Genomic DNA, 20,424 nt, shown 5'->3' with positions numbered 1-20,424 from the left:
TCTGTCCTCCTATTAACAATGTTCCAATACAATCCCATGAGCAATACCAGGCACACTTGCACCTTCGTTAAAGCTTACCGTAGACATTAACGCACCCGTAGGTACGAAAAGTATACGTTTCCATTCTCCCTTTTCTATTTTGGGGAGGATAAACGCAGCAAGTGTCACTGCCGCACAACCGCAGCCGCTTCCGCCTGCATGTGTATCTTGTGTCTCCTGGTCAAAAATCGTCATGCCGCAGTCCATATGTTTGCTCTTTATGTCATATCCTTTTCCTTTTGCCAAATCAAATAAAATAGACTGTCCGATATACCCCAGATCTCCTGTAATAATTCTGTCGTAATCTTCTGGATTTCTCCCAAAGTCTTTCATATTCTGTACAATTGTGTCTGTTGCTGCGGGAGCCATGCATGCTCCCATATTCTGTGAATCCTTCAATCCATAGTCCACGATTTTTCCTACTGTTACGCCTGATATTCTTACATGGCTCTTTTGTGTTCCGACAAGAAATGCGCCGCTTCCCGTTACTGTCCAGTGTGCAGATAATGGTCTCTGATTTGCATATCCCAATGGAAAGCGGAATTCCTTTTCCGCACTTCCAAAATGACTAGATGTAACAGCCAGCATATACTCTCCATATCCTGCGGCAACACTCATTGCACTTAAAGCCAGCGCCTCTCCTGATGTCGAACATGCACCATATAAACCAAACATCGGAATTTGAAGGGCTTCCACTCCCATCGAAGTTGCAATTCCCTGACGCAATAAATCTCCCCCATACAAATATCGCACTTTTTCCGCGTCCACATGTGCTTTTCCCAATGCCAGCACACACGCCTCTTTCTGCATTGTACTTTCTGCTTCCTCCCATGTCTGCGCTCCAAACAAGTCATCCTGATTAACCATATCAAACAATTTTCCCAGAGGTCCCTCTGACTCTTTGCTGCCAACTACTGATGCACTGCTAAGCAAAAAAGGGGCCTGTGTAAATTCAATGCTCTGGCTTCCTCTAATCTGTTCCATAGTCTTTCCTCACTTTTTCCTGAAATTCCAGCTTTTTTCTTCTTTATTATCTCTAATATAATGTAAAAATATACATTTTCGGACAAAGCCCGTCCTCCCGAAGGAAATGTATTATGGCATGCCCTTTTGGGTATACATTTTCTATCATATGTATATTTTTCCTTTTTTTAAGAATACTAACCAAAAAGGAGGATTTTATAATGGATCGTGTACAAAAAATGAAACAGCAGAAACAATATGAAAAATATGTTAAAACAAAAACGCCTGTTCACAACGTATGGCTTAATATGATAAAAGCATTTTTCACTGGGGGTATGATTTGTTTTATCGGTCAAGTTATCTATCATTACTGTGAGCTGCAAAATCTTTCCAAGGATGATTGCAGCAGCTGGACTTCTATGCTTCTTATTTTAATGAGCGTCATTTTAACAGGAACAAATCTCTATCCGCGTTTGGCAAAGTGGGGTGGAGCTGGCGCGCTCGTGCCAATCACCGGTTTTGCTAACTCTGTAGCAGCCCCCGCAATTGAATACAAAAAAGAAGGTCAGGTTTTCGGTATCGGCTGCAAGATCTTTACCATAGCCGGCCCTGTAATACTGTATGGAATCACTATAAGCTGGGGACTTGGACTACTATACTGGATATGGACAATCATAAAATAAAATATAAATTTAACTAACAAAAATACCTTTCTCGTTTGGAAGAAAAGCTTTAACAGAAGGTACGCCAAAAACACTGTATCAGAACACAGGGCAGGACTCGCTTTACCTCATCCGTTCGAGTGGTTCTAAGCACAAAGTATCTGTGTGTCCATTGGAACACGCAGATGCTTTGCACTAAGAACCAGGCGAACTGTATTCGGAACGCTCCTTGTCAATGCCCTGCTTATCTGACACAGTGTTTTTGGCTGTCACTTCCAGTCAGAAGTTTTTACCTGTCATTCGGAAGGCAACTTTGTTAGTTAAATTTCATTAAAAAGAAATCAACTTCACGCTGCCGCGAGTTCCCAACCAGAAAAATTTGTTTACTTCTGATTGGAATATATAGCAGCGTGAAGTTGAGCTCTTCCGCCTGGAAATATAAACTTAAGCTGGCGAAAGTGTAAGCGCAAGAGGGCGTGTGTTGCAAAAGTGAGGAATTTCGGCGAAGCCCTGACGAATGTTGCAATACACGCCCTCTTGCGCGGATCATTTTCGTCGATTAAATTTATATATTTCTATCTTTCTTCTCTGAAGTAGTTATTTCCGCAGCTTTTTGGCTGTGCATGTTCTTTGCTTTGTCTCATACTTGTGACAATCAACACGATAATCGTTGCCACATATGGCAGCATATCATAAATCTGCGCGGGCAATCCAGGAATGTTTACATACATACGCATAATTGTCAAACCGCCGAAAATCAGCGCAACAAGCATGCCTCGCGCCGGACTCCAGGTAGCAAAAATAACTAAAGCAACTGCCAGCCAGCCGTAGCCGCTAACGCATCCGTGCACCCACACACCAGAGGTTGTAACCATGCTCATATACATACCGCCAATTCCACAGATGCCTCCGCCTACTACTGTTGCAATATACTTATATTTGGTGATTGAGATTCCCGCTGCGTCCGCAGTCGCCGGATCCTCTCCCACTGCCCTTAAATTCAATCCAATACGGGATTTATTAAATACCCACGCCATGATAATTGCAACAACAATGGCAAAATATACCACCCAATTGTACTGGAACAAAAGCTTTCCAAGTACCGGAATGTCTGACAGCACAGGAATATGCAGTTTAGAAAATGTATTCTTCGTCACTTCGGATACTGCCACATATCCTCCTGCTTTCTGCCCGATATATTCGCCAAAAAAATTGCCAAATCCTGTACCAAATATCGTGAGGGTCAGACCCGTTACATTCTGATTTGCCCGAAGTGATATGGTAAGGAAGGCATAAATCAATGCGCCAAGTGCTCCTGCCAGAAAAGAAACAATTAAGGCAATCAAAGCAGATAACACTCCACTGGGATCTCCGCCGGCCTTTACAACACCTTGTTCATAATAATAAGAACCAGCCAGCCCGGTAATCGCCCCCATAAACATCATACCTTCTACACCGAGATTTAAATTTCCAGATTTCTCTGTCAAAATCTCCCCCAACGCTCCTAGAAGGAGTGGAGTTCCCGCAAGTACTGCCGCAATAAACAGACTGTTTAATGTACTAAGCATGTGTCTCCTCCTTTCCTCTGCGAATCAGCCGGTAGGAAATAAAGAACTCACATCCCAGCATGAAAAACAGAATGATACCGATTAACAGGTCTGAAGCAGATGCCGGAATCTTAAAGTTTGTCTGAATTGTGTTTGCCCCTCTTTCCAGCATTGCGATAAATACAGATACAACCAGCATGCCGAACGGATTCATTTTCGCCAGCCAAGCCACCGTAATCGCAGTAAAACCAACACCTCCGGCAGTTCCCTCTGTAATCGTATAATCCGCCCCCGCAAACTGCAGCATCCCTACCAGACCGCACAGGGCGCCTGAGAGAAACATTGTACGGATAAACACTTTACTTACATTAATTCCCGCATAACGCGCCGTATTATTACTTTCTCCTACAACAGCAATCTCATACCCTTGTTTCGTCTTGTTAAAATAAATATAAGCTGCTACTACCAGAACCAGCGCAAGAATCCAGCCCCAGTGTACGCCAAATACCTTTGTCAATCTGGCGCCCGGCACAAGCATACCAATTTTAGGATAGCTGCTTCCTTCCGCTTTCCATGGCCCATTCATCAAATATTTTACAAAGGCCAGCGCTATATAGTTTAACATCAAAGTAAACAAAGTCTCATTTGTTCCCCATTTTGCTTTACAGACAGCAGGCAGTAACCCATAAATTCCTCCGGCTGCAATTCCGGCAAGCATCATCAAAATAACAAGCGGCAATTTGGGAAAAATGTGAGCAGTGAACAAGCCAAATGCGCCCGCAGCCACTGCGCCTACCAGGATCTGCCCTTCTCCGCCTATATTCCAAAACTTCATCTTGAATGCGAAAGAAATCCCAATTGCCGTAATTAGAAGAGGCACTGCTATTTTGATTGTTTCATGGATAACTGTGCGTGACCCCCAGGCTCCCTTTATCATCGAAGCATAGACAGAAAAAGGATTATGTCCCAATGCCAGAATCAAAAGTCCTCCTGTCACTAAAGAGAGAAGAAATGCAACGCCCCGTATCCCCCATGCTTTCTGTTGTGAAAGAGCATCTCTTTTTGCCATGCGAATAAACGGCTCTTTCATCTGTCCTGCATTTGAGCTCATGCGCTCACCTCCTTCTCATTTGTATCTTCCGTATGTATCATCATAAGCCCAATATCCTCTTTTGTGACTTCACAAGGATTCACAATTCCGCTTATCTTTCCGCCGCACATGACCATAATACGATCTGAAAGCTGCATGAGCACATCTAGATCCTCCCCGATAAAGATAACAGCTACGCCTTTTTTCTTCTGTTCATTTAATAAATCATAAATACGATACGAAGAATTAATGTCCAGTCCTCTTACAGGATACGCCACAATCAGTACAGAAGGATTACATGCAATCTCCCTGCCTAAAAGTACTTTCTGTACATTACCGCCTGATAATCTTCCCACAGGAGTCTCTACTCCCGGAGTGACGATTTCAAGCTCACCAATCAGTCTTTGTGCCAGTTCCTTTGGAGTTTTCCGGTCTACAAAAATCCCTTTCTTATTTTTGTAGCTGCGCAAAAGACAATTGTCCGTCATATCCATGTTCGCCACAAGTCCCATTCCGAGACGATCTTCTGGGACAAACGCCATAGAAATTCCTTTTTTTACAATTTCATCTGGCTTTAATCCAAGTATTCTCTCTTTCACAGGTTCCTTCTCATCTGAACCATTGTACAAGACAGAACCACCAATGGATGGATACAGCCCTGCGATTACCTCGCATAACTCTTTCTGCCCGCTTCCGGCAATCCCCGCAACTCCCAAAATTTCTCCTCCGTATGCGGTAAAGGAGACATTGTCCAGAGCTTTTACCCCATCTCCATTTAAACAGGTCAAATCGATCACCTGCAGTCTTTCCGGCCCTCGCTTGACAGCCGTTCTTTCAATCTCTAAACTAATCGGGCGCCCTACCATCATTTCCGTAAGCTGAGCCTGGTTTGTCTGCTCTGTATTCACTGCGCCAATATATTCTCCTTTTCTTAGGATAGCAACCCGATCTGAAATTGCCAGCACTTCCTGCAATTTATGTGTGATGATAATAATAGATTTACCATCTTTTTTCATATTCTTAAGCACCGCAAACAGTTTGTCCGTCTCCTGCGGGGTTAAAACTGCAGTAGGCTCATCCAATATCAGAATATCTGCACCTCTATACAGAACTTTCAATATTTCAACAGTCTGCTTTTCCGAAACAGACATGTTGTAAATCTTCTTCGCCGGTTCTATTTCAAATCCATAACGTGAAGCCAGCTCTGCCACTTTTTTATTGACTTCTTTCCTATTTACAACAGCCTTTCCTTCCAGTCCCAGGACAATGTTCTCCGCCGCTGTCAGGACATCCACCAATTTAAAATGCTGATGAATCATTCCAATTCCAAGAGAAAATGCATCTCTGGGCGAACGGATCGTGACCGCCTTCCCGTCTACATATATTTCTCCATGATCTGGAAAATATATTCCTGAGAGCATATTCATCAGAGTCGTTTTTCCACTCCCATTTTCTCCCAGGAGCGCCAGAATTTCCCCGTTTTTCAATTCCAGATTTACATCTTTATTTGCGGTTACTTTTCCGAATGTCTTTGTGACACCATGCATTTTCACAGCATATTCTGTCGTCGCACCCAATTCTTCACCCTCCTTTAGATTCTCATTTGTATTCCAGCGATAAAATTGAGAGGTGCCGAAAAACCGACACCCCTCTTTTTTAAATCGTTTGCATGTAAGCAGACTATTCCACTACATTGCATCCGTCAATAATATACAACCAGGACGGTGCGGACTGTTCTTCCTGCTCATGGTAATATTCGCCTTCTTTTACTTCGTATTCTTCTCCCTCTGGGCTTACGCCTTTCAGTGGGCCTGCGAATACATGAAGTTCTCCTGCTTCAATAGCAGCAGCGGCTTCATCAATTGCCTCCTGGGTTCCCTCAGCAGCAATCGCTTCGTTTAATGGAGAAAGATATACTGCTCCGTCTTTATATCCCTTGCACCAATCTACCGGAATTTCTTCTCCGTCGATCACCGCCTGTACTGCCTCTGTTACGTAGATTCCCCAGTCAATACGCGGAGAAATCAAAGAAGCATTCGGAGCTGCCTCACTCATATCATTGTTGTATCCAACCTGCCATACGCCGTTTTCTTCTGCTGTGGTAGCTGGTGCTGTGGAATCAGAATGTTGGGAAATCACATCACATCCACGCTCAATCAAAGCCTTTGCCACCTGTGATTCTACCGTTGGATCATTCCAGGAGTTTGTATACATAATGTCCATTGTGACATCTGGATTTACGCTTTTTGCCCCCAGATAAAATGCTGTATATCCACTGATTACTTCTGCAAATGGAAATGCTGCAACATATCCGAGTTTATTACTCTCTGTTTTCATTCCTGCCGCAATTCCTGCCAGATAACGTCCCTCATAAATAGAAGCAAAATAATTGTGGAAGTTATCTAAACCAGAATCCTTTGCCTGGAGTCCTGTCGCATGGCAGAACTGTATGTCCGGATATTCTGCTGCCACTTCTTTTACATAATCCTCATATCCAAAGCTCGTGGCAAAGATAATATTACATCCTGCGTCAACCAGTTCACGAAGAGCAGTATCACACTCCGCGCCTTCTGGCACATTATATTTGTTTACAATCTGGTCGTCTGAAAGTCCCAGTTCTTTCTGCATCTCTTGTGTGCCAAGATCCTGATTATAAGTATACCCCATATCACTTGGATCAGAAATATGCACAAATCCAACCTTAATGTCCTCTTTCGCGATTCCTCCTGAAGCTTCTGTTTTCTTCGCATCATCTGAACCGCCTGTCTCTGCCGCCGGAGCTCCGCATCCTGCAACAACGCCGACAATCATTGCCGCGCACAGCACTGCACTTAGCACTTTCTTTTTCATATGCTCTTTTTCCTCCTTTATGAATCCTTTTCCTGCAAGTTTCCTACAGAAAAAAAACAGCTATCCGAATGTTGAACTGCATTGTGGATAGCTTTATATTTACCATAAAAATTGTACACCTAAATACAAAAGAAGTCAATAGCGGAAACTACCATCTCTGAAAGAAGAACAGACAGGCTCCAATTCCTTTTCCTATCGCCATGCTCAATATAAAAAGCGGAATATATCTTACGATTTTGGCTCTTCTTATAAATACCGGAAAAACATTTAATATTTCCGCCAGAGCCATTGCCCAGCAGCCCACAAAGATTCCTGCAAGAAGACCGAATACAGGAAGCAGCCAGAATCCATACGGGATCTCTATCTGAAAGACGAAAAATAGATTCCCCAGAATCCCTCCAAACGCTACACTGTCCTCATACAAAAGTATTTTGTCCGCTGTGTGCGTACGATCCGCGAAATCTGCTACCACTCCCAGCTCTATAATAAATGAAAAAAGTCCCCCTGCAACTACTATGCCAGCACTAACTCCGATAACCGCCAGAAGAATTTGACTGCCCCACATCCAGTTCTTCCTCCTTTCTGGACGCGTCTTCCACTAGTGTCGTCTGAATGTCATTTTCATAGAGACGCATCTGCACCTCCATCGGAGTCGGATCCACTGTAAACCGCTTCTTTCCAAAGTGGTTAAAAAACACTAAAATGCCGATTGTAAGCCCGATTGAATAGGATACCTCCAGAATCGTAAATCCATCCGTAGAATTACCTGTCACCAGTTCATAAATCTGTGAAAACAGCTTCGTCACATCTACGTCATTATTAAATGACATAATGGAAAATGCGGCGCCGCAGAATGTAATCAGCACTACAACTGCCGTCTTTGCTATATGCCAAATGAATGCCGGAGTTTTTTGTTCTTCATATGTTACAATAATGTCCTGTTCTCCTAAATTTTGTATTTCCAACCCTGGATATTTTTCATGGATGCAAGCAATAATCTTTAATATAGAAATGACAAACCGCTGTTTTCCACTTTTACGTATTTTGAGAATACGCAAGGCTTTGATTTTTGGAATCAAGGTTTTGTCACTGCACTCAAAAGACACAATATCTCCCAGAGTAACATCCTGCTTTGTAACTTCTATATTACGTTCCCCTTTCAGATATAGTGTCTGATTAGACGGCATATTCCTGCACCTCCGTTCCCTGAATCAGCACTCCTTCACTGCTGTTTTGCCTGTCCGTATTTCCATAATAATAGATCGTTCCGGTCACAACTGCCGCCAATACGATAACCAGTAAGCAAAGCCAAACTCTCTTTCTTCCCTGCCCCATTCTTTTCACCTGTCCTTTCCATACAATTCTCATTTTCTGCCTTACGACGCTTTCTACATATAGTATCCAGTTTTTTGCTGAAAATATGCAGAAAAAGAACAAAGTGGGCAAGCCCACTTCAGCTCCTCTGCCCCTCACTCCTGAGAGACTTGTCCACTTTGCGCGCCGCCGTAATACCGCAAAGCGGTAAAATTTCCTTATTGCGGCGTGCGCAGTCTCCGCTGCCGCTTCGGTCGGTGCTAAACGCGTGCCACTGGCACGCAGCACCCCGCCCGGAGGGCTTTTTGTATAATAGGAAATTTATCGAAATTTCCTAATTATACAAAAACAGCCGGAGAGGTATTCCTACTTCTCCGGCTGTCTATGTTATTTTCTTTTATATTCTGCTCCTTTTTAACATAGGATGTGCTGATTTTTTTGGTCTTTTAAATTGCTTCTCTGTGTATAGTCTCCTTTGCAGCACTTCCCGGAGCAATGTTCTGCGGATATTTTTTCCAATGAACACTGCCTTTGAATCTGGCATCTCCTCTATACCGGTAATACTATATGCGTGCTCTACCACATCAAATCTAAGCCATGCTGTGCCCGTCTTCATATAGCCTTTTGCCCTGCATATATCTCCGAACACTCCAGCCACGACTCCCTGCAGAAACAAAAGCAGTTCGTTTTCATTTCTCAGCTCCACCTCTTTTAAGCCGATGCTTTCCAGAGGCGATGCTTTTTCCACATTTGACTCTTTTCCTTTTAATGCATGTATCCCTTCTTCTTGTTCTAAGAGGGCGTCCCACCATTCCCGCGGCTGTTTTGTATAGTGCGTGAGACAAATTTCTGCTTTTGGATTTATGCTGCTTAGTTCTTCGCCAAGCGCCGCAAGCTCCTTGGAATCTGCATTTTCCATTTTGGAAATCAAAACCGTTCCTGCTGCCTTTACCTGATCCTCATATATCTCCCGAAATTCCTCTTTATACCGACTGGACATCTTCCCATTCAGTATAGTCACCGGCCTTAGAATTCCAATGCGTTCATACTGAATTTTTCGGATATTTTCAATAATTCTGCTCAACATTCCTACGCCGGTAGGCTCTACGATCAGATATTCCGGATCCACTGTATTGGCAATTGTCAGAACAGAAGCAGCAAAATCTGTTTTCACCGAACAACAGATGCACCCTTCCGTCATCTCCCATATATTCAAGGTTTTATCTCCCTCAGAAAAGCCGTCTTCCAGGAAATCCGCATCTACCCCGACCGCGCCGAACTCATTTTCCATCACCGCAAAATCTTTTTTTGTACGCTTTGCCAGTTCTTTGATAAATGTCGTTTTCCCCGCTCCCAGAAATCCGGATACCACTAAAATTTTCATACCGCTGCCGCTTTCTTCATTAATCCGCAATCTTTACAACAGGCTTAATCAGATCCGCCGGCTTGTCTCTCATCATAAACAGCGCTTCTTCCAAATGCTCCCATCCGTCAAATACATGAGACGCCAAAGGATGCACGTCCAGTTTGCCCGCAGCCACTAAAGCTCCCAGCTTCTCCATACGCAGGCGTCCGCCCGGCATAAGGCCGCCGTTAATCTGTTTATGTCCCATTCCAACGCCCCACTCTACGCGTGGGAGCGTCACATAGGTTCCGCTTCCTAAATAATTGACATTTCCGATTTTCCCGCCTGGCTTTAAGCATTTAACAGCAGACTCGAATGTTTCACATCCTCCGCCCGCTATTACGACTTTGTCTACCCCTTTTCCGTCTGTCATTTCCAGCACCTGTTCCTCGATCGTGCCATTTTTATAGCTTACAAATTCTGTCGCTCCATACAATTTCGCAGCTTCCACGCAATTTTTACGTGTTCCCACCGCGATAATTCTGGAGGCGCCGCGCAGCGCCGTACCAGCCACAGACATAAGGCCAACCGGACCGATTCCTATTACGAGTACGGTATCTCCAAACTGTACGTCTGCAAGCTCTACTCCGTGAAATCCAGTAGGAACCATATCAGAAAGCATGCATGCATCTACAGTTGAAATATTAGATGGAAGAATCGCAAGATTGCCGTCTGCATCATTTACATGGAAATATTCTGAAAATACACCATCTTTAAAATTAGAAAATTTCCATCCTGCCAGCATACCGCCGGAATGCATAGAATATCCTGCCTGTGCTTCTAAGGAATTCCAATCTGGAGTGATCGCAGGGACAAGTACTCTGTCACCGGGTTTAAAGTCTTTTACTAATGTTCCTACTTCTACAACCTCCGCGCAACATTCGTGTCCAAGAATCATATTATGTCTTTCCCCAATAGCGCCTTCCCACAGAGTATGGACATCTGACGTACAGATTGCAACTGCCAGAGGACGGCAGATTGCATCCATAGGCCCGCACTGGGGTCTCTCTTTCTCAATCCATCCAGATGCGCCTATTTTAAGCATTGCATAGCCTTTCATATCATTTACCTCCTTAAGTATTATCATTTTCTGTTCCGTCGATTATAACAAAACATGATTGTAATTACAATTTAAAAATTGATAAGTTTTTGATTATTTTTATCAATAAGACCTACTTCTCTACTATCTGCTCATTTTTCGCAGATTTTCTATGATTTTTTTCTCCATTCTGGATACCTGAACTTGTGAAATTCCTAATATCTTTCCGACATCAGCCTGTGTTTTATCTGCAAAGTAACGCAGATATATCAATTGCCGGTCCTGGCTTTCCAGTGTTTCCAGCAGCTGCTTTAAAAGCATTGTATCCAGTATCCTCTCTTCTTTCTGTTCTTTTTCTTCCAGCTTGTCCACCAGACGGATCTCACTGCCCTCCTTCTGGTGAATCGGACGGTAAAGAGATTCAACCTCTCCCCCCGCTTCCATTGCCTGTACAAGCTCTTCTTTCTCTACCTGCATTTTATCTGCAAGTTCTTCCAGTGTCGGCTCTCTTCCAAGCTTTCCTGTCAATTCTTCTCTCGCCTGAAAGCTTTTATAGGACAATTCCTTTAATGAACGGCTTACTTTAATCATTCCATCGTCTCTTAAAAACCTCTTGATTTCACCAGAAATCATAGGAACAGCATAGGTAGAAAATTTCACATCATAGGATAAATCAAATTTGTCAATTGCTTTCAAAAGACCAATACTCCCTATCTGAAACAAGTCTTCCGCTTCTGCGCCCCTGCCATGAAACCGTTTCACCACACACCATATCAAGCCGATATTTTCTTCCACCAGCCTTTCCCTCGCTTCTTTATCCCCATCGTGAGATTTTTTAATTAAAGCGATTGTGTGGTCCATGACTCCCTTCCTTTTCCAATAGTTTTTTTCATTTTTACCTTCGTCCCCTGTCCAATCTCTGATTCAACCTCTACACTGTCCATAAATGCTTCCATAAAAGCAAATCCCATACCGGAACGTTCCAACTCAGGTTTTGTCGTGTACATCGGCTGCATTGCTTCCTCTACATTCTCGATTCCTTTTCCTGTGTCTTCCACTATCACACTAATCTGGTTTTCCTCTATCTGACAAAAAATAGAAATTTTATGTATTTCATTTTCATATCCATGAATAATCGCGTTTGTCACCGCTTCCGACACAGCCGTTTTTACATCGGAAACCTCCTCCACTGTAGGATTTAACTGCGTCATAAAAGATGCCACTGCCACACGCGCAAACCCCTCATTTGATGAACGACTGTCAAAAATAATCTCCATTTCATTTGTGTTTTTCATACTTTTTCCTCCTCATATATCTGCATAATTTTTGTCATCCCTGACAAAGTCAGTATTTTACGGATTCTTTTATTTGCATGTACTGCCCATATTTCTCCCCCTATCAGGCAGATTGTCTTATATCTTCCCATAATAACACCGATTCCCGAACTATCCATAAAGTCTGTGTCAGCAAAATCAAATATAATATATTTAATATGATCTTTCTCTATAATCTTATCCGCCTCTCTTTTCATAGCTTCTGCGTTATGATGATCTACCTCTCTTGGCAGATAGATAGTCAGGCAATTTTCCTGCACCTGATACTTCATAATTATACTCCTCCTGTTGGTTCCATTTAAAAAAGAAGGACATGCATCTGTTACATATCCTTCTCTTTCGTAATCTTTCTTTTTATTCTTCCGTATTTCCATCCTCTGCTGCCTGCTGCTGTGAAATTGTATCCAGATTTGCCTGCGCCTCCGCCGCCTTATCCGTATCAGGAAACAACTCCGTCAGACGCTTCAGATACGTAATGGCATTGTCGTTATCCCCATTTCCCATATAGGCAAGTCCAAGATTCAAGAGCGCGCCTCCGTTATCATAGGATTCATCCATCCGCACCACAGCGCTCAACTGCGTAATTGCGTTGTCATAGTTTGCAACCTCCAGAGATTCATTGCCGGCATTGTATTTTATATCACACGCTCTCGGATAAATATTTCCTGTCAGCTCATCATAGCGCGCCTGCCCTGATTCTCCCAGAACCTCTCTGTTTACATTTATCAGCGTATCTGCAATCACATCTTCTGAATAGCTGCCTGAGTCATACTGTGAGGAGGCTGCCATCAGATTTTCATAGCTTTCCACCGTCTGCGCCGCTGTCTGTGCATCTGCCTCGGCGTCCTCACCGGAAGCCCTGTAGTTATCCAATGTTTTCTGCAACGCACTTGCCTGGGATTCCAGAGAATTAATCTGCTCGCTGTATTCTAGTATTTCTTTATTATGTGACTCTGTTTTTGACTGATTTACGGCAGGTGCAATCAAAAACCACACGATAGCAGCTCCAATCGCTGCCCCCACCAGTATATTCATTACAGTAAAATGACCTGCCAGCTCTTTTATCGCAGAATTTTTCGGTTGTATGATCGTTTCGTTACCCAAATGATACTCAACGGTCTCGCCTTTTTTATTTTTCTCTGCCTTTCTGTTTCTTTTTCCCCTGACATTCATCAGCTCATGCATATAGCGCAGCGTCATCTCGTTGGTTGTATCCAGCTTCCGCGCCGTCTTTAGCACCTGCCGCGCTTTCGCATACTGTTCCGTATGCAGGTAAAGCAGGGCAAGCAGCTGATATGCTTTTAAAAAGGACGGATGGTCGGTCACTACCTTTTTCAACTGGATAACCGCCAGGTCTTCTCCATTCTGCGCGCAGTAGGAAAGACACTGGTTATATTTTTTTATCGCCTGGTTTATCGTCTCAAGCTTACTCGCAGAATTCTGTACTTTATTGATAAAATAATTCGCTATATTATCACGAGGCTTTAAATTCTTACTGATGATCCATTCCACAAGCCCCTCTGACACTTCACCTCTGCCATAATAGACAAGCCCCAAAAGATTACGCGCCGCAATGTTCCCCCGGTTATACTGCAAACTTCTGCGAAGGGATAAAACAGCACCGGACATGTCGCGTATCTGTGCTTTCTTAAGTCCATCATTATACCAGTAATTAGACTGATATATGATTTTCTTCGTATAATCCATTTATACTCACCATAATCTTTCTTTACTTCGTCTGGTCCATTACTTCTCTTAAAAGATCGGTCATATCTGACAAATCCTCCTGGTAAACAGCATCTTCAATATCTTCTACTTCCAGACTCGGCTTGAATTTCTTCAGTTCTTCTTCATAATTCAACATCTCTTGACCTCCTGCATAAGCTCTTTTATCCTGCCTGCCAGATAAAGAGAACCCAGACAGTAGACAGTCCGCCCCTGGCGATGTTCTCTTATATAGGACACTGCCTGCTTTATATCCTTTTGCATTATGACAGGCTTGTCTGTATACTTCTGAAAAATCTCTTTTAGTATCTCCGGCTGTACTGCCCGTATGTTCTCTATTGCTGTCACCACGTAAAAATCTGCCGGCACCTCCTTACAAAGGATATGTATCATTTCTGTATAATTTTTCTCCTGTACAGCAGAAAATAGAATGATTCTCTCTTTTTCCGCTTCTGATACACTTTTGGCGAACGCTTCTACTGCGCTTGTATTGTGTGCTCCGTCTATATAGAAATCTGGCAGTACTTCTTCCATCCTGCCTGCACGGCAAAGCTGTGAAAGCGCCCCTCTCCATCTGTCGGGATGTCCCTTTGCACCAAATAAAAACCGCATGGTTTCCATTGCAAGCATCGCATTTTCTGTCTGATAAATCCCAATATTTTTCAGGCTCCATGTGGTATCTCCATAATACGCATTTGAACAGGAAAATGCAATATGTTTCTTCTTGATTCCTAGAATTTCGTACGCATCTTTCCCTATTTTTTTACACATGCATTTCATTTCGTATGCCTTTTTTTCGATAATCTGGTTACTTTCTGTCTGTCCTTCTGCAAAAAATACCGGAACGCCGCTTTTTATAATTCCTGCCTTTTCCGCAGCAATCTCACTGAGCGTACTGCCTAAATATTCCATATGATCCATTCCAATTGAAGTAATAACAGTTGCAACAGGACATTTTACTACATTCGTCGCATCCAATCTTCCTCCAAGTCCGGTTTCCACGACCGCATACTCTACGCCGGCTCTGGCAAATGCAGTCATTGCCATGCCAAATAGAAACTCAAAAAAAGTAGGGTGCGGCAATCCAGCTTCTCTCATCTGTCCGACCACTTTTAATATTTCTTCAAAAAGTCTGACAAACGCATCATCATCTATTTCACAGTCGTTTATTATAATTCTTTCGTTTATTTTTATAAGATGCGGAGAAGTAAACATTCCTACCGTTCTCTTTTCACTTAAAAGCATGGCGTTTAAATACGCACACACAGAGCCTTTTCCATTCGTTCCCGCCACATGCACTACTTTTATATGCTCCTGTGGATTTCCCAGGTATGCAAGAAATTGTTCTGTATGTGCAGGTTTATTTTTCTTTGAAAATTTAGGTATATTTAAAATATAATCTGTCGCTTCCTCATATGTCATCTTATTTTTTCGTTTCCTTATCTATAAATGCATTTCGTCCGGTCTCTACGGCATCCGCCTCTTTGGCAACCTCTGTAAGTATTCCATCATTATACTCATATTCCACTGATTCCCTGAAAATCGTATTGCTGGATCCAACCTGAGCCACCTTGATAATATCACCATTCTCTAATTTGGAATCCTTTAGATCGATTCTTGTATTATTTAGGAATGTACCGCTTTGCTTTTCATCATTAATATATACCTTACTCTGTTTCGTAAAGTTTTCACCATATATGCTGTACGTACCGTCAAGCTGCTCCACTACCTCTGTGATGGCTGCATCTTTGACCCCCATTACCATATGCCCTTCCGTGACAGGACACCCTTCATCTCCATATACATACTGCTCTCCATAGAGCAGATCATACTGTAGAAGCTCTAAATCGGCCAGATAATTTTTTGTCTGTCTTCTCTCCTGATGATAATTAAATACTGTACCAGAATGAATATCCAGGCGTTCAAACACCTCCGCCATAATCTGGTATGCCGCCAGATTCATATCTTTTTTCTCCAAACCAATGTTATCCCAAATGACATAATTTGTATTGTACAGATATTTGCTCTTTAAATCTTTTGCCTCCAGTCCCATTGTCGGAAGATGATCCCCGTAGAATACCAGTACGGTCGGTTCGTCCCGTTCTTCTACTGCCTCGATCAACTCTCCTGCGAATTTGTCCATCTCATGCACCATGTTGACATAATATTCCCAGGCATTTCGTTCTCCCTCGTCTTCTACACCGCTGACTACAATCTCTGGGTTCTCAATCTTTTTCTCCGTTGGATATTCTCCGTGTCCCTGCACACTGATTGTAAATACAAAATCCTGCCCCTCTGTCGTGTCCATAGATTCCATGATATTCGGCACCAGAATATCATCTGTCGCCCATCCATTCGGCGTAGTCTGCAAGATATTCATAAACTCTTTGCTTGTAAAATGATCAAATCCCATATGATTGAATACCTGCGCACGGCTGTAGAAATTTCCGCCATTGTTGTGCAATGCTTCTGCGCCGTAGCCCAAACTGGTCAACGCCGTAGCGGCGCTCTCTAACGTCTTCGTCTTAGCATAGGTTTTATAGGGGTATTCTCCAGGCCCAAAGAAACGCATACTCATTCCTGTGAGAACCTCAAACTCTGTATTTGCCGTTCCCGCACCTACAGAAGGCGCTTTAAAATATCCACTGGAATATTCATCGAACAATTTTCTTAAATTTGGAATCGGATCCTCTGAAAACTGCAGCCACTCTACTTCTGTAGGATCAAAGAAGGATTCCAACTGTACAAACATAATATTGGGAAGCTGCTCCTGGCTTCTGTCAGTCTCATTCTTTGTAATTTCCCTGTCATTACTGATTTCCATCATCGTTTCTTCACTGTATCCGGACGGCTTGGAAATACCTGTATTAAAAATACTCGCCGTAAAGCAATATGGAAAACCGTAGTCTTCATAAGCAAACGCAATATTTCCAAAATAATTGGAAACAACTCTCTTATCAATTGCAAAATTTGTCAGAAGCACATAGGCGCCAATCCAAAACACCACGCCCAAAAGCGCTATAAAACGGTGCATTTTACCGGTATACTGTCCCCCGCGGCGCCACATAGATATGACCCACAGCACCACTGCGGCAATACCGACAATCAAAAGAATCAGTTCAAATGTATTAAAATAATTTCCCGTAAGTGACAGCGCGTCAGAGAGCACCTTCAGATCCTGCGCATTAAACGGCGTAACCCGTTTTAAAAGCAGGTATCCATTACAGGTTCCTAAAAATAGCCAGAATACACTTAAAAGAATACGTGCAAACAGTCTTCTTCTTACTAGATATACAATAGAAAATGTAGCAAATATTAAAAACGCGTTAAACAGGAATACCTTTGGTGAGCCTGTCAGATACTCCCAAGCCTCAAAAAAGGAATGTCTCGAAATTACTTCGATAAAGAAGTTCAATATACATGCAAGTACATAGTGAAGCGGCAGAGAAAACCGATCCATCATCCGGTACACAGGCTGCATCTTTTTTGCAAATCTGCTGTTCCGGCGTTCCTCTAATATTTTCTGACGGCGCTCTTTGCGTTCCTTCCAATGTCTTTTTATATCCTCTTTTTTCAAATTTCTTATCTTTGAAAAAAATCCTTTTATATCAGGCTTTTTGATATGAATGCGTTTCATGTATACCCTCTTTTCTTTACTTCTTTAATCCTGCCATTCTCTCCTGTACCTGCGTGAGCATCTGCGTATATTTTTCTAATTTTCCGCGTTCTTCTTCCACTTTAGCCTGCGGCGCCTTGCTGACAAATTTCTCGTTTGAGAGCATCCCCTGCGCCCTCTGAATCTCTTTTTTCAGCTTTTCTTCTTCTTTTTCAAGACGCTCTCTCTCCTGCTCAAAGTCCACTAAATCCTCCATGGGAAGATAGACCGAAGCGTCCGGCACTACAACCGAAACCGCATCGTCAGAAAGTGCCGGTTTTTCTACTAAAATAAATATCTCCGCCGCGTTCATAAGCGGTTTTACAGAATCTGTAAGAACAGCAAAGCCTTCTGAGAGCTCCTTGTCCTCCGTAATAATATATACCTTTGACTTTCTGTTATTCTCCACATTCATTTCCGCGCGGATGTTACGGATGCCGCGCACAATTTCTTTCATATGCTCGACAACTCTCTCTGCCTCTTTATACGCTCTCTCCTCTGCATAAACCGGCCAGGAAGCCATCATCAGAGAGTCCTCCTCCGGTACAAGCGCAGCATAAATTTCTTCTGTGACAAACGGCATAAACGGGTGCAGCATTTTCAAAGCCTGTCCCAACACGGTCTTTAATGTCCAGAGCGCCGCATTTGCCGCTTTCGGAGCTTCTTCTTTATGATAGATACGGTATTTCGCCATCTCAATGTACCAGTCACAGAACTCATCCCAGATAAAGTCATACACCTTCTGCACAGCAATGCCAAGTTCAAACTTGTCCATATTCTCTGTCACGTCTTTTGCTAAGATGTTGACTGCCGACAGAATCCATTTGTCAGCCAGTGTCAGTTCTGCCTCTGCGGGTGTTTCCAGGCTTTCATTTTCAATATTCATCAGAATAAACCGAGATGCATTCCACACCTTATTTGCGAAATTTCTGCTCGCCTCTACTCTCTCGGTATAGAAACGCATATCATTGCCAGGGGCGTTTCCTGTAACCAGGGTAAGCCTTAACGCATCTGCCCCGTACTGATCGATAATTTCCAGAGGATCGATTCCATTGCCAAGAGATTTGCTCATTTTACGTCCTAGTGAATCTCTGACGAGCCCGTGAATCAGTACTGTATGGAACGGCGATTTCCCTGTATGTGCATACCCAGAAAATACCATGCGGATTACCCAGAAGAAAATAATGTCATACCCTGTCACAAGAACATCTGTCGGATAAAAATAGTCCAGATCTTCTGTCTTTTCAGGCCATCCAAGCGTAGAGAACGGCCACAGCGCAGAGGAAAACCATGTATCCAGAGTATCTTCGTCCTGTGTAAAATGTGTGCATCCGCAGTGTGGACATTTTTCCGGTACTTCTCTTGCCACTGCAAATTCTCCACATTCGTCACAGTAGTACGCCGGAATCCGGTGCCCCCACCAGATCTGTCTGGAAATACACCAGTCTTTAATGTTTTCCAGCCAATGCAGATAGATTTTGTCAAAACGTTCTGGAACGAATTTAAGCTCTCCTGTCTTTAATGCGTTGATCGCAGGCTTCGCCAGTTCCTCCATCTTTACAAACCACTGCTGCTTAATCAGCGGCTCTACTGTCGTGCCGCAGCGGTCATGTGTACCGACATTGTGAGAATGCGGTTCAATTTTAACAAGATACCCCTGCTCCTCCAGATCTTTTACAATGGCCTTTCTCGCCTCATAGCGTTCCATACCCGCATATTTGCCGCCCTTTTCGTTAATGGTAGCATCGTCATTCATAATGTTGATTTCTTCTAAATTATGACGTTTTCCAACTTCAAAGTCATTCGGGTCATGTGCCGGTGTAATCTTAACCGCACCCGTACCAAATTCTTTGTCTACATAATAGTCTGCCACAATCGGAATTTCTTTATTTACAAGCGGCAGAAGAACTTTTTTCCCTACAATGTCTTTATACCTCTCATCATCAGGATGCACTGCAATCGCTGTATCCCCCAGCATAGTTTCCGGCCGGGTCGTCGCGATCTCCAGGAAACGATCTGTTCCTACAATTGGATATTTAATATGCCAGAAATGTCCTTCCTGTTCTTCATGCTCTACCTCTGCATCAGAAAGAGAAGTCTTACATTTCGGACACCAGTTAATAATTCTGGAGCCTTTATAAATATAACCCTTTTCATACAGACTGATAAAAACCTCTTCTACTGCTTTGGAGCATCCCTCATCCATCGTGAAACGCTCTCTGTCCCAGTCACAGGAGATTCCCAGCTTTTTCAATTGGTTTTCAATCGTACCCGCATATTCTTCTTTCCACTGCCAGGTTCTCTTTAAAAACCCTTCCCTGCCTAGTTCCTTTTTATCAATGCCTTCTTCTTTTAATTGGTTTGTAACCTTTACTTCCGTAGAAATTGCAGCGTGATCTGTTCCCGGCACCCAGAGGGCATTATACCCTTCCATTCTCTTATACCGGATCAAAATATCCTGGAGTGTATTGTCCAGGGCATGTCCCATGTGTAATTTTCCAGTAATATTCGGAGGCGGCATCACTGTCGTAAACGGTTTTCTGCTCCGGTCTGCTTCTGCATGGAAATACTTGTTCTCGCACCATCTTTCATACAGTTTTTCTTCAATCTCTTTTGGATTATAAGTCTTTGCCAATTCCTTACTCATAATATCCTCCTTATCGCCCTCTCATTTTTTCCATTCTTTGTTACAATTTGTGCTATACCGTACATATATTCAGGCAGACAGAATGTTTTCTTTTTGCATTTCACATAGAATTCACATTTTAAGAATGAAAAACGCCCTTTACATCTTGTAAAGG

The 20,424-nt window shown here is 43.0% G+C and carries 19 protein-coding genes and 1 other annotated feature (1 of these 20 running past the window's edge); of the genes, 1 reads left to right on the top strand and 18 read right to left on the bottom strand.

From position 1 onward, the window contains the following. Positions 1 to 12 precede the first annotated feature (12 nt). Positions 13 to 1,023, bottom strand: a complete 1,011-nt coding sequence (locus H8S37_RS16625) for a stage V sporulation protein AD (protein ID WP_186877184.1) — start codon at positions 1,021 to 1,023, stop codon at positions 13 to 15. Positions 1,024 to 1,223: 200 nt separating this feature from the next. On the opposite strand from H8S37_RS16625, the gene H8S37_RS16620 reads away from it, so the two are divergent. Then, positions 1,224 to 1,685: a SpoVA/SpoVAEb family sporulation membrane protein gene (locus H8S37_RS16620; RefSeq protein ID WP_186877183.1), complete on the top strand. Its 462-nt coding sequence runs from the start codon at positions 1,224 to 1,226 to the stop codon at positions 1,683 to 1,685. A 554-nt stretch (positions 1,686 to 2,239) separates the two neighbouring features. On the opposite strand, the gene H8S37_RS16615 is transcribed toward H8S37_RS16620, so the two are convergent. The 17 genes from H8S37_RS16615 to H8S37_RS16540 all read right to left on the bottom strand — a co-directional run bounded on the left by H8S37_RS16615 (position 2,240) and on the right by H8S37_RS16540 (position 20,270). After that, a complete protein-coding gene (locus tag H8S37_RS16615) occupies positions 2,240 to 3,232 on the bottom strand; it encodes an ABC transporter permease (RefSeq protein WP_186877182.1) in 993 nt (330 codons plus the stop codon). Beyond that, positions 3,225 to 4,322 carry an ABC transporter permease gene (locus H8S37_RS16610; protein WP_186877181.1) on the bottom strand — a complete coding sequence of 366 codons (1,098 nt, stop codon included), beginning with the start codon at positions 4,320 to 4,322 and terminating at the stop codon, positions 3,225 to 3,227. Before H8S37_RS16610 ends, H8S37_RS16615 begins: the two co-directional genes overlap by 8 nt. Then, positions 4,319 to 5,848, bottom strand: coding sequence for an ABC transporter ATP-binding protein (locus tag H8S37_RS16605; RefSeq protein ID WP_186877214.1), 1,530 nt, complete (start codon positions 5,846 to 5,848; stop codon positions 4,319 to 4,321). Before H8S37_RS16605 ends, H8S37_RS16610 begins: the two co-directional genes overlap by 4 nt. A 133-nt stretch (positions 5,849 to 5,981) precedes the next feature. Beyond that, on the bottom strand, positions 5,982 to 7,151 hold the full coding sequence (locus H8S37_RS16600; protein ID WP_186877180.1) for a BMP family ABC transporter substrate-binding protein: 1,170 nt from the start codon (positions 7,149 to 7,151) through the stop codon (positions 5,982 to 5,984). A 148-nt stretch (positions 7,152 to 7,299) separates the two neighbouring features. Beyond that, on the bottom strand, positions 7,300 to 7,716 hold the full coding sequence (locus H8S37_RS16595) for a stage V sporulation protein AB (RefSeq protein WP_186877179.1): 417 nt from the start codon (positions 7,714 to 7,716) through the stop codon (positions 7,300 to 7,302). After that, positions 7,676 to 8,338: a stage V sporulation protein AA gene (locus H8S37_RS16590; RefSeq protein WP_186877178.1), complete on the bottom strand. Its 663-nt coding sequence runs from the start codon at positions 8,336 to 8,338 to the stop codon at positions 7,676 to 7,678. Before H8S37_RS16590 ends, H8S37_RS16595 begins: the two co-directional genes overlap by 41 nt. Further along, positions 8,328 to 8,519 (bottom strand): hypothetical protein, encoded by a 192-nt coding sequence (locus tag H8S37_RS16585; protein WP_186877216.1) that lies wholly within the window; start codon positions 8,517 to 8,519, stop codon positions 8,328 to 8,330. Before H8S37_RS16585 ends, H8S37_RS16590 begins: the two co-directional genes overlap by 11 nt. 343 nt (positions 8,520 to 8,862) lie before the next feature. Then, positions 8,863 to 9,849, bottom strand: a complete 987-nt coding sequence (locus H8S37_RS16580) for a GTP-binding protein (RefSeq protein ID WP_186877177.1) — start codon at positions 9,847 to 9,849, stop codon at positions 8,863 to 8,865. 19 nt (positions 9,850 to 9,868) lie between these two features. After that, positions 9,869 to 10,930 (bottom strand): NAD(P)-dependent alcohol dehydrogenase, encoded by a 1,062-nt coding sequence (locus H8S37_RS16575; RefSeq protein WP_186877176.1) that lies wholly within the window; start codon positions 10,928 to 10,930, stop codon positions 9,869 to 9,871. A gap of 123 nt (positions 10,931 to 11,053) precedes the next feature. Further along, positions 11,054 to 11,770, bottom strand: coding sequence for an RNA polymerase sporulation sigma factor SigF (gene sigF, locus H8S37_RS16570; protein ID WP_186877175.1), 717 nt, complete (start codon positions 11,768 to 11,770; stop codon positions 11,054 to 11,056). Next, the gene (gene spoIIAB / locus H8S37_RS16565; RefSeq protein ID WP_186877174.1) at positions 11,749 to 12,204 is read right to left on the bottom strand and encodes an anti-sigma F factor; all 456 of its coding nucleotides are present in this window, start codon (positions 12,202 to 12,204) and stop codon (positions 11,749 to 11,751) included. Before spoIIAB ends, sigF begins: the two co-directional genes overlap by 22 nt. Continuing rightward, a complete protein-coding gene (locus tag H8S37_RS16560) occupies positions 12,201 to 12,515 on the bottom strand; it encodes an STAS domain-containing protein (protein WP_186877213.1) in 315 nt (104 codons plus the stop codon). Before H8S37_RS16560 ends, spoIIAB begins: the two co-directional genes overlap by 4 nt. A gap of 82 nt (positions 12,516 to 12,597) precedes the next feature. Then, positions 12,598 to 13,950 (bottom strand): tetratricopeptide repeat protein, encoded by a 1,353-nt coding sequence (locus H8S37_RS16555; protein WP_186877173.1) that lies wholly within the window; start codon positions 13,948 to 13,950, stop codon positions 12,598 to 12,600. Positions 13,951 to 13,972: 22 nt separating this feature from the next. After that, positions 13,973 to 14,107 carry a hypothetical protein gene (locus tag H8S37_RS17445; RefSeq protein WP_279287382.1) on the bottom strand — a complete coding sequence of 45 codons (135 nt, stop codon included), beginning with the start codon at positions 14,105 to 14,107 and terminating at the stop codon, positions 13,973 to 13,975. Then, complete coding sequence (locus H8S37_RS16550) at positions 14,101 to 15,390, bottom strand: bifunctional folylpolyglutamate synthase/dihydrofolate synthase (protein ID WP_186877172.1); 1,290 nt, start codon at positions 15,388 to 15,390, stop codon at positions 14,101 to 14,103. The genes H8S37_RS17445 and H8S37_RS16550 overlap by 7 nt, the downstream gene beginning before the upstream one ends. A 1-nt stretch (position 15,391) precedes the next feature. Continuing rightward, positions 15,392 to 17,605, bottom strand: a complete 2,214-nt coding sequence (locus H8S37_RS16545) for an LTA synthase family protein (RefSeq protein WP_186877171.1) — start codon at positions 17,603 to 17,605, stop codon at positions 15,392 to 15,394. 16 nt (positions 17,606 to 17,621) lie between these two features. Beyond that, a complete protein-coding gene (locus tag H8S37_RS16540; RefSeq protein WP_186877170.1) occupies positions 17,622 to 20,270 on the bottom strand; it encodes a valine--tRNA ligase in 2,649 nt (882 codons plus the stop codon). A 147-nt stretch (positions 20,271 to 20,417) separates the two neighbouring features. Then, positions 20,418 to 20,424 (bottom strand) — a binding site (T-box leader); it runs 295 nt beyond the window's last position.

It is taken from the genome of Mediterraneibacter hominis (genome assembly GCF_014287475.1).
Taxonomy (GTDB): domain Bacteria; phylum Bacillota; class Clostridia; order Lachnospirales; family Lachnospiraceae; genus Mediterraneibacter; species Mediterraneibacter hominis.
This window is presented reverse-complemented; position numbering and strand designations above follow the sequence as displayed.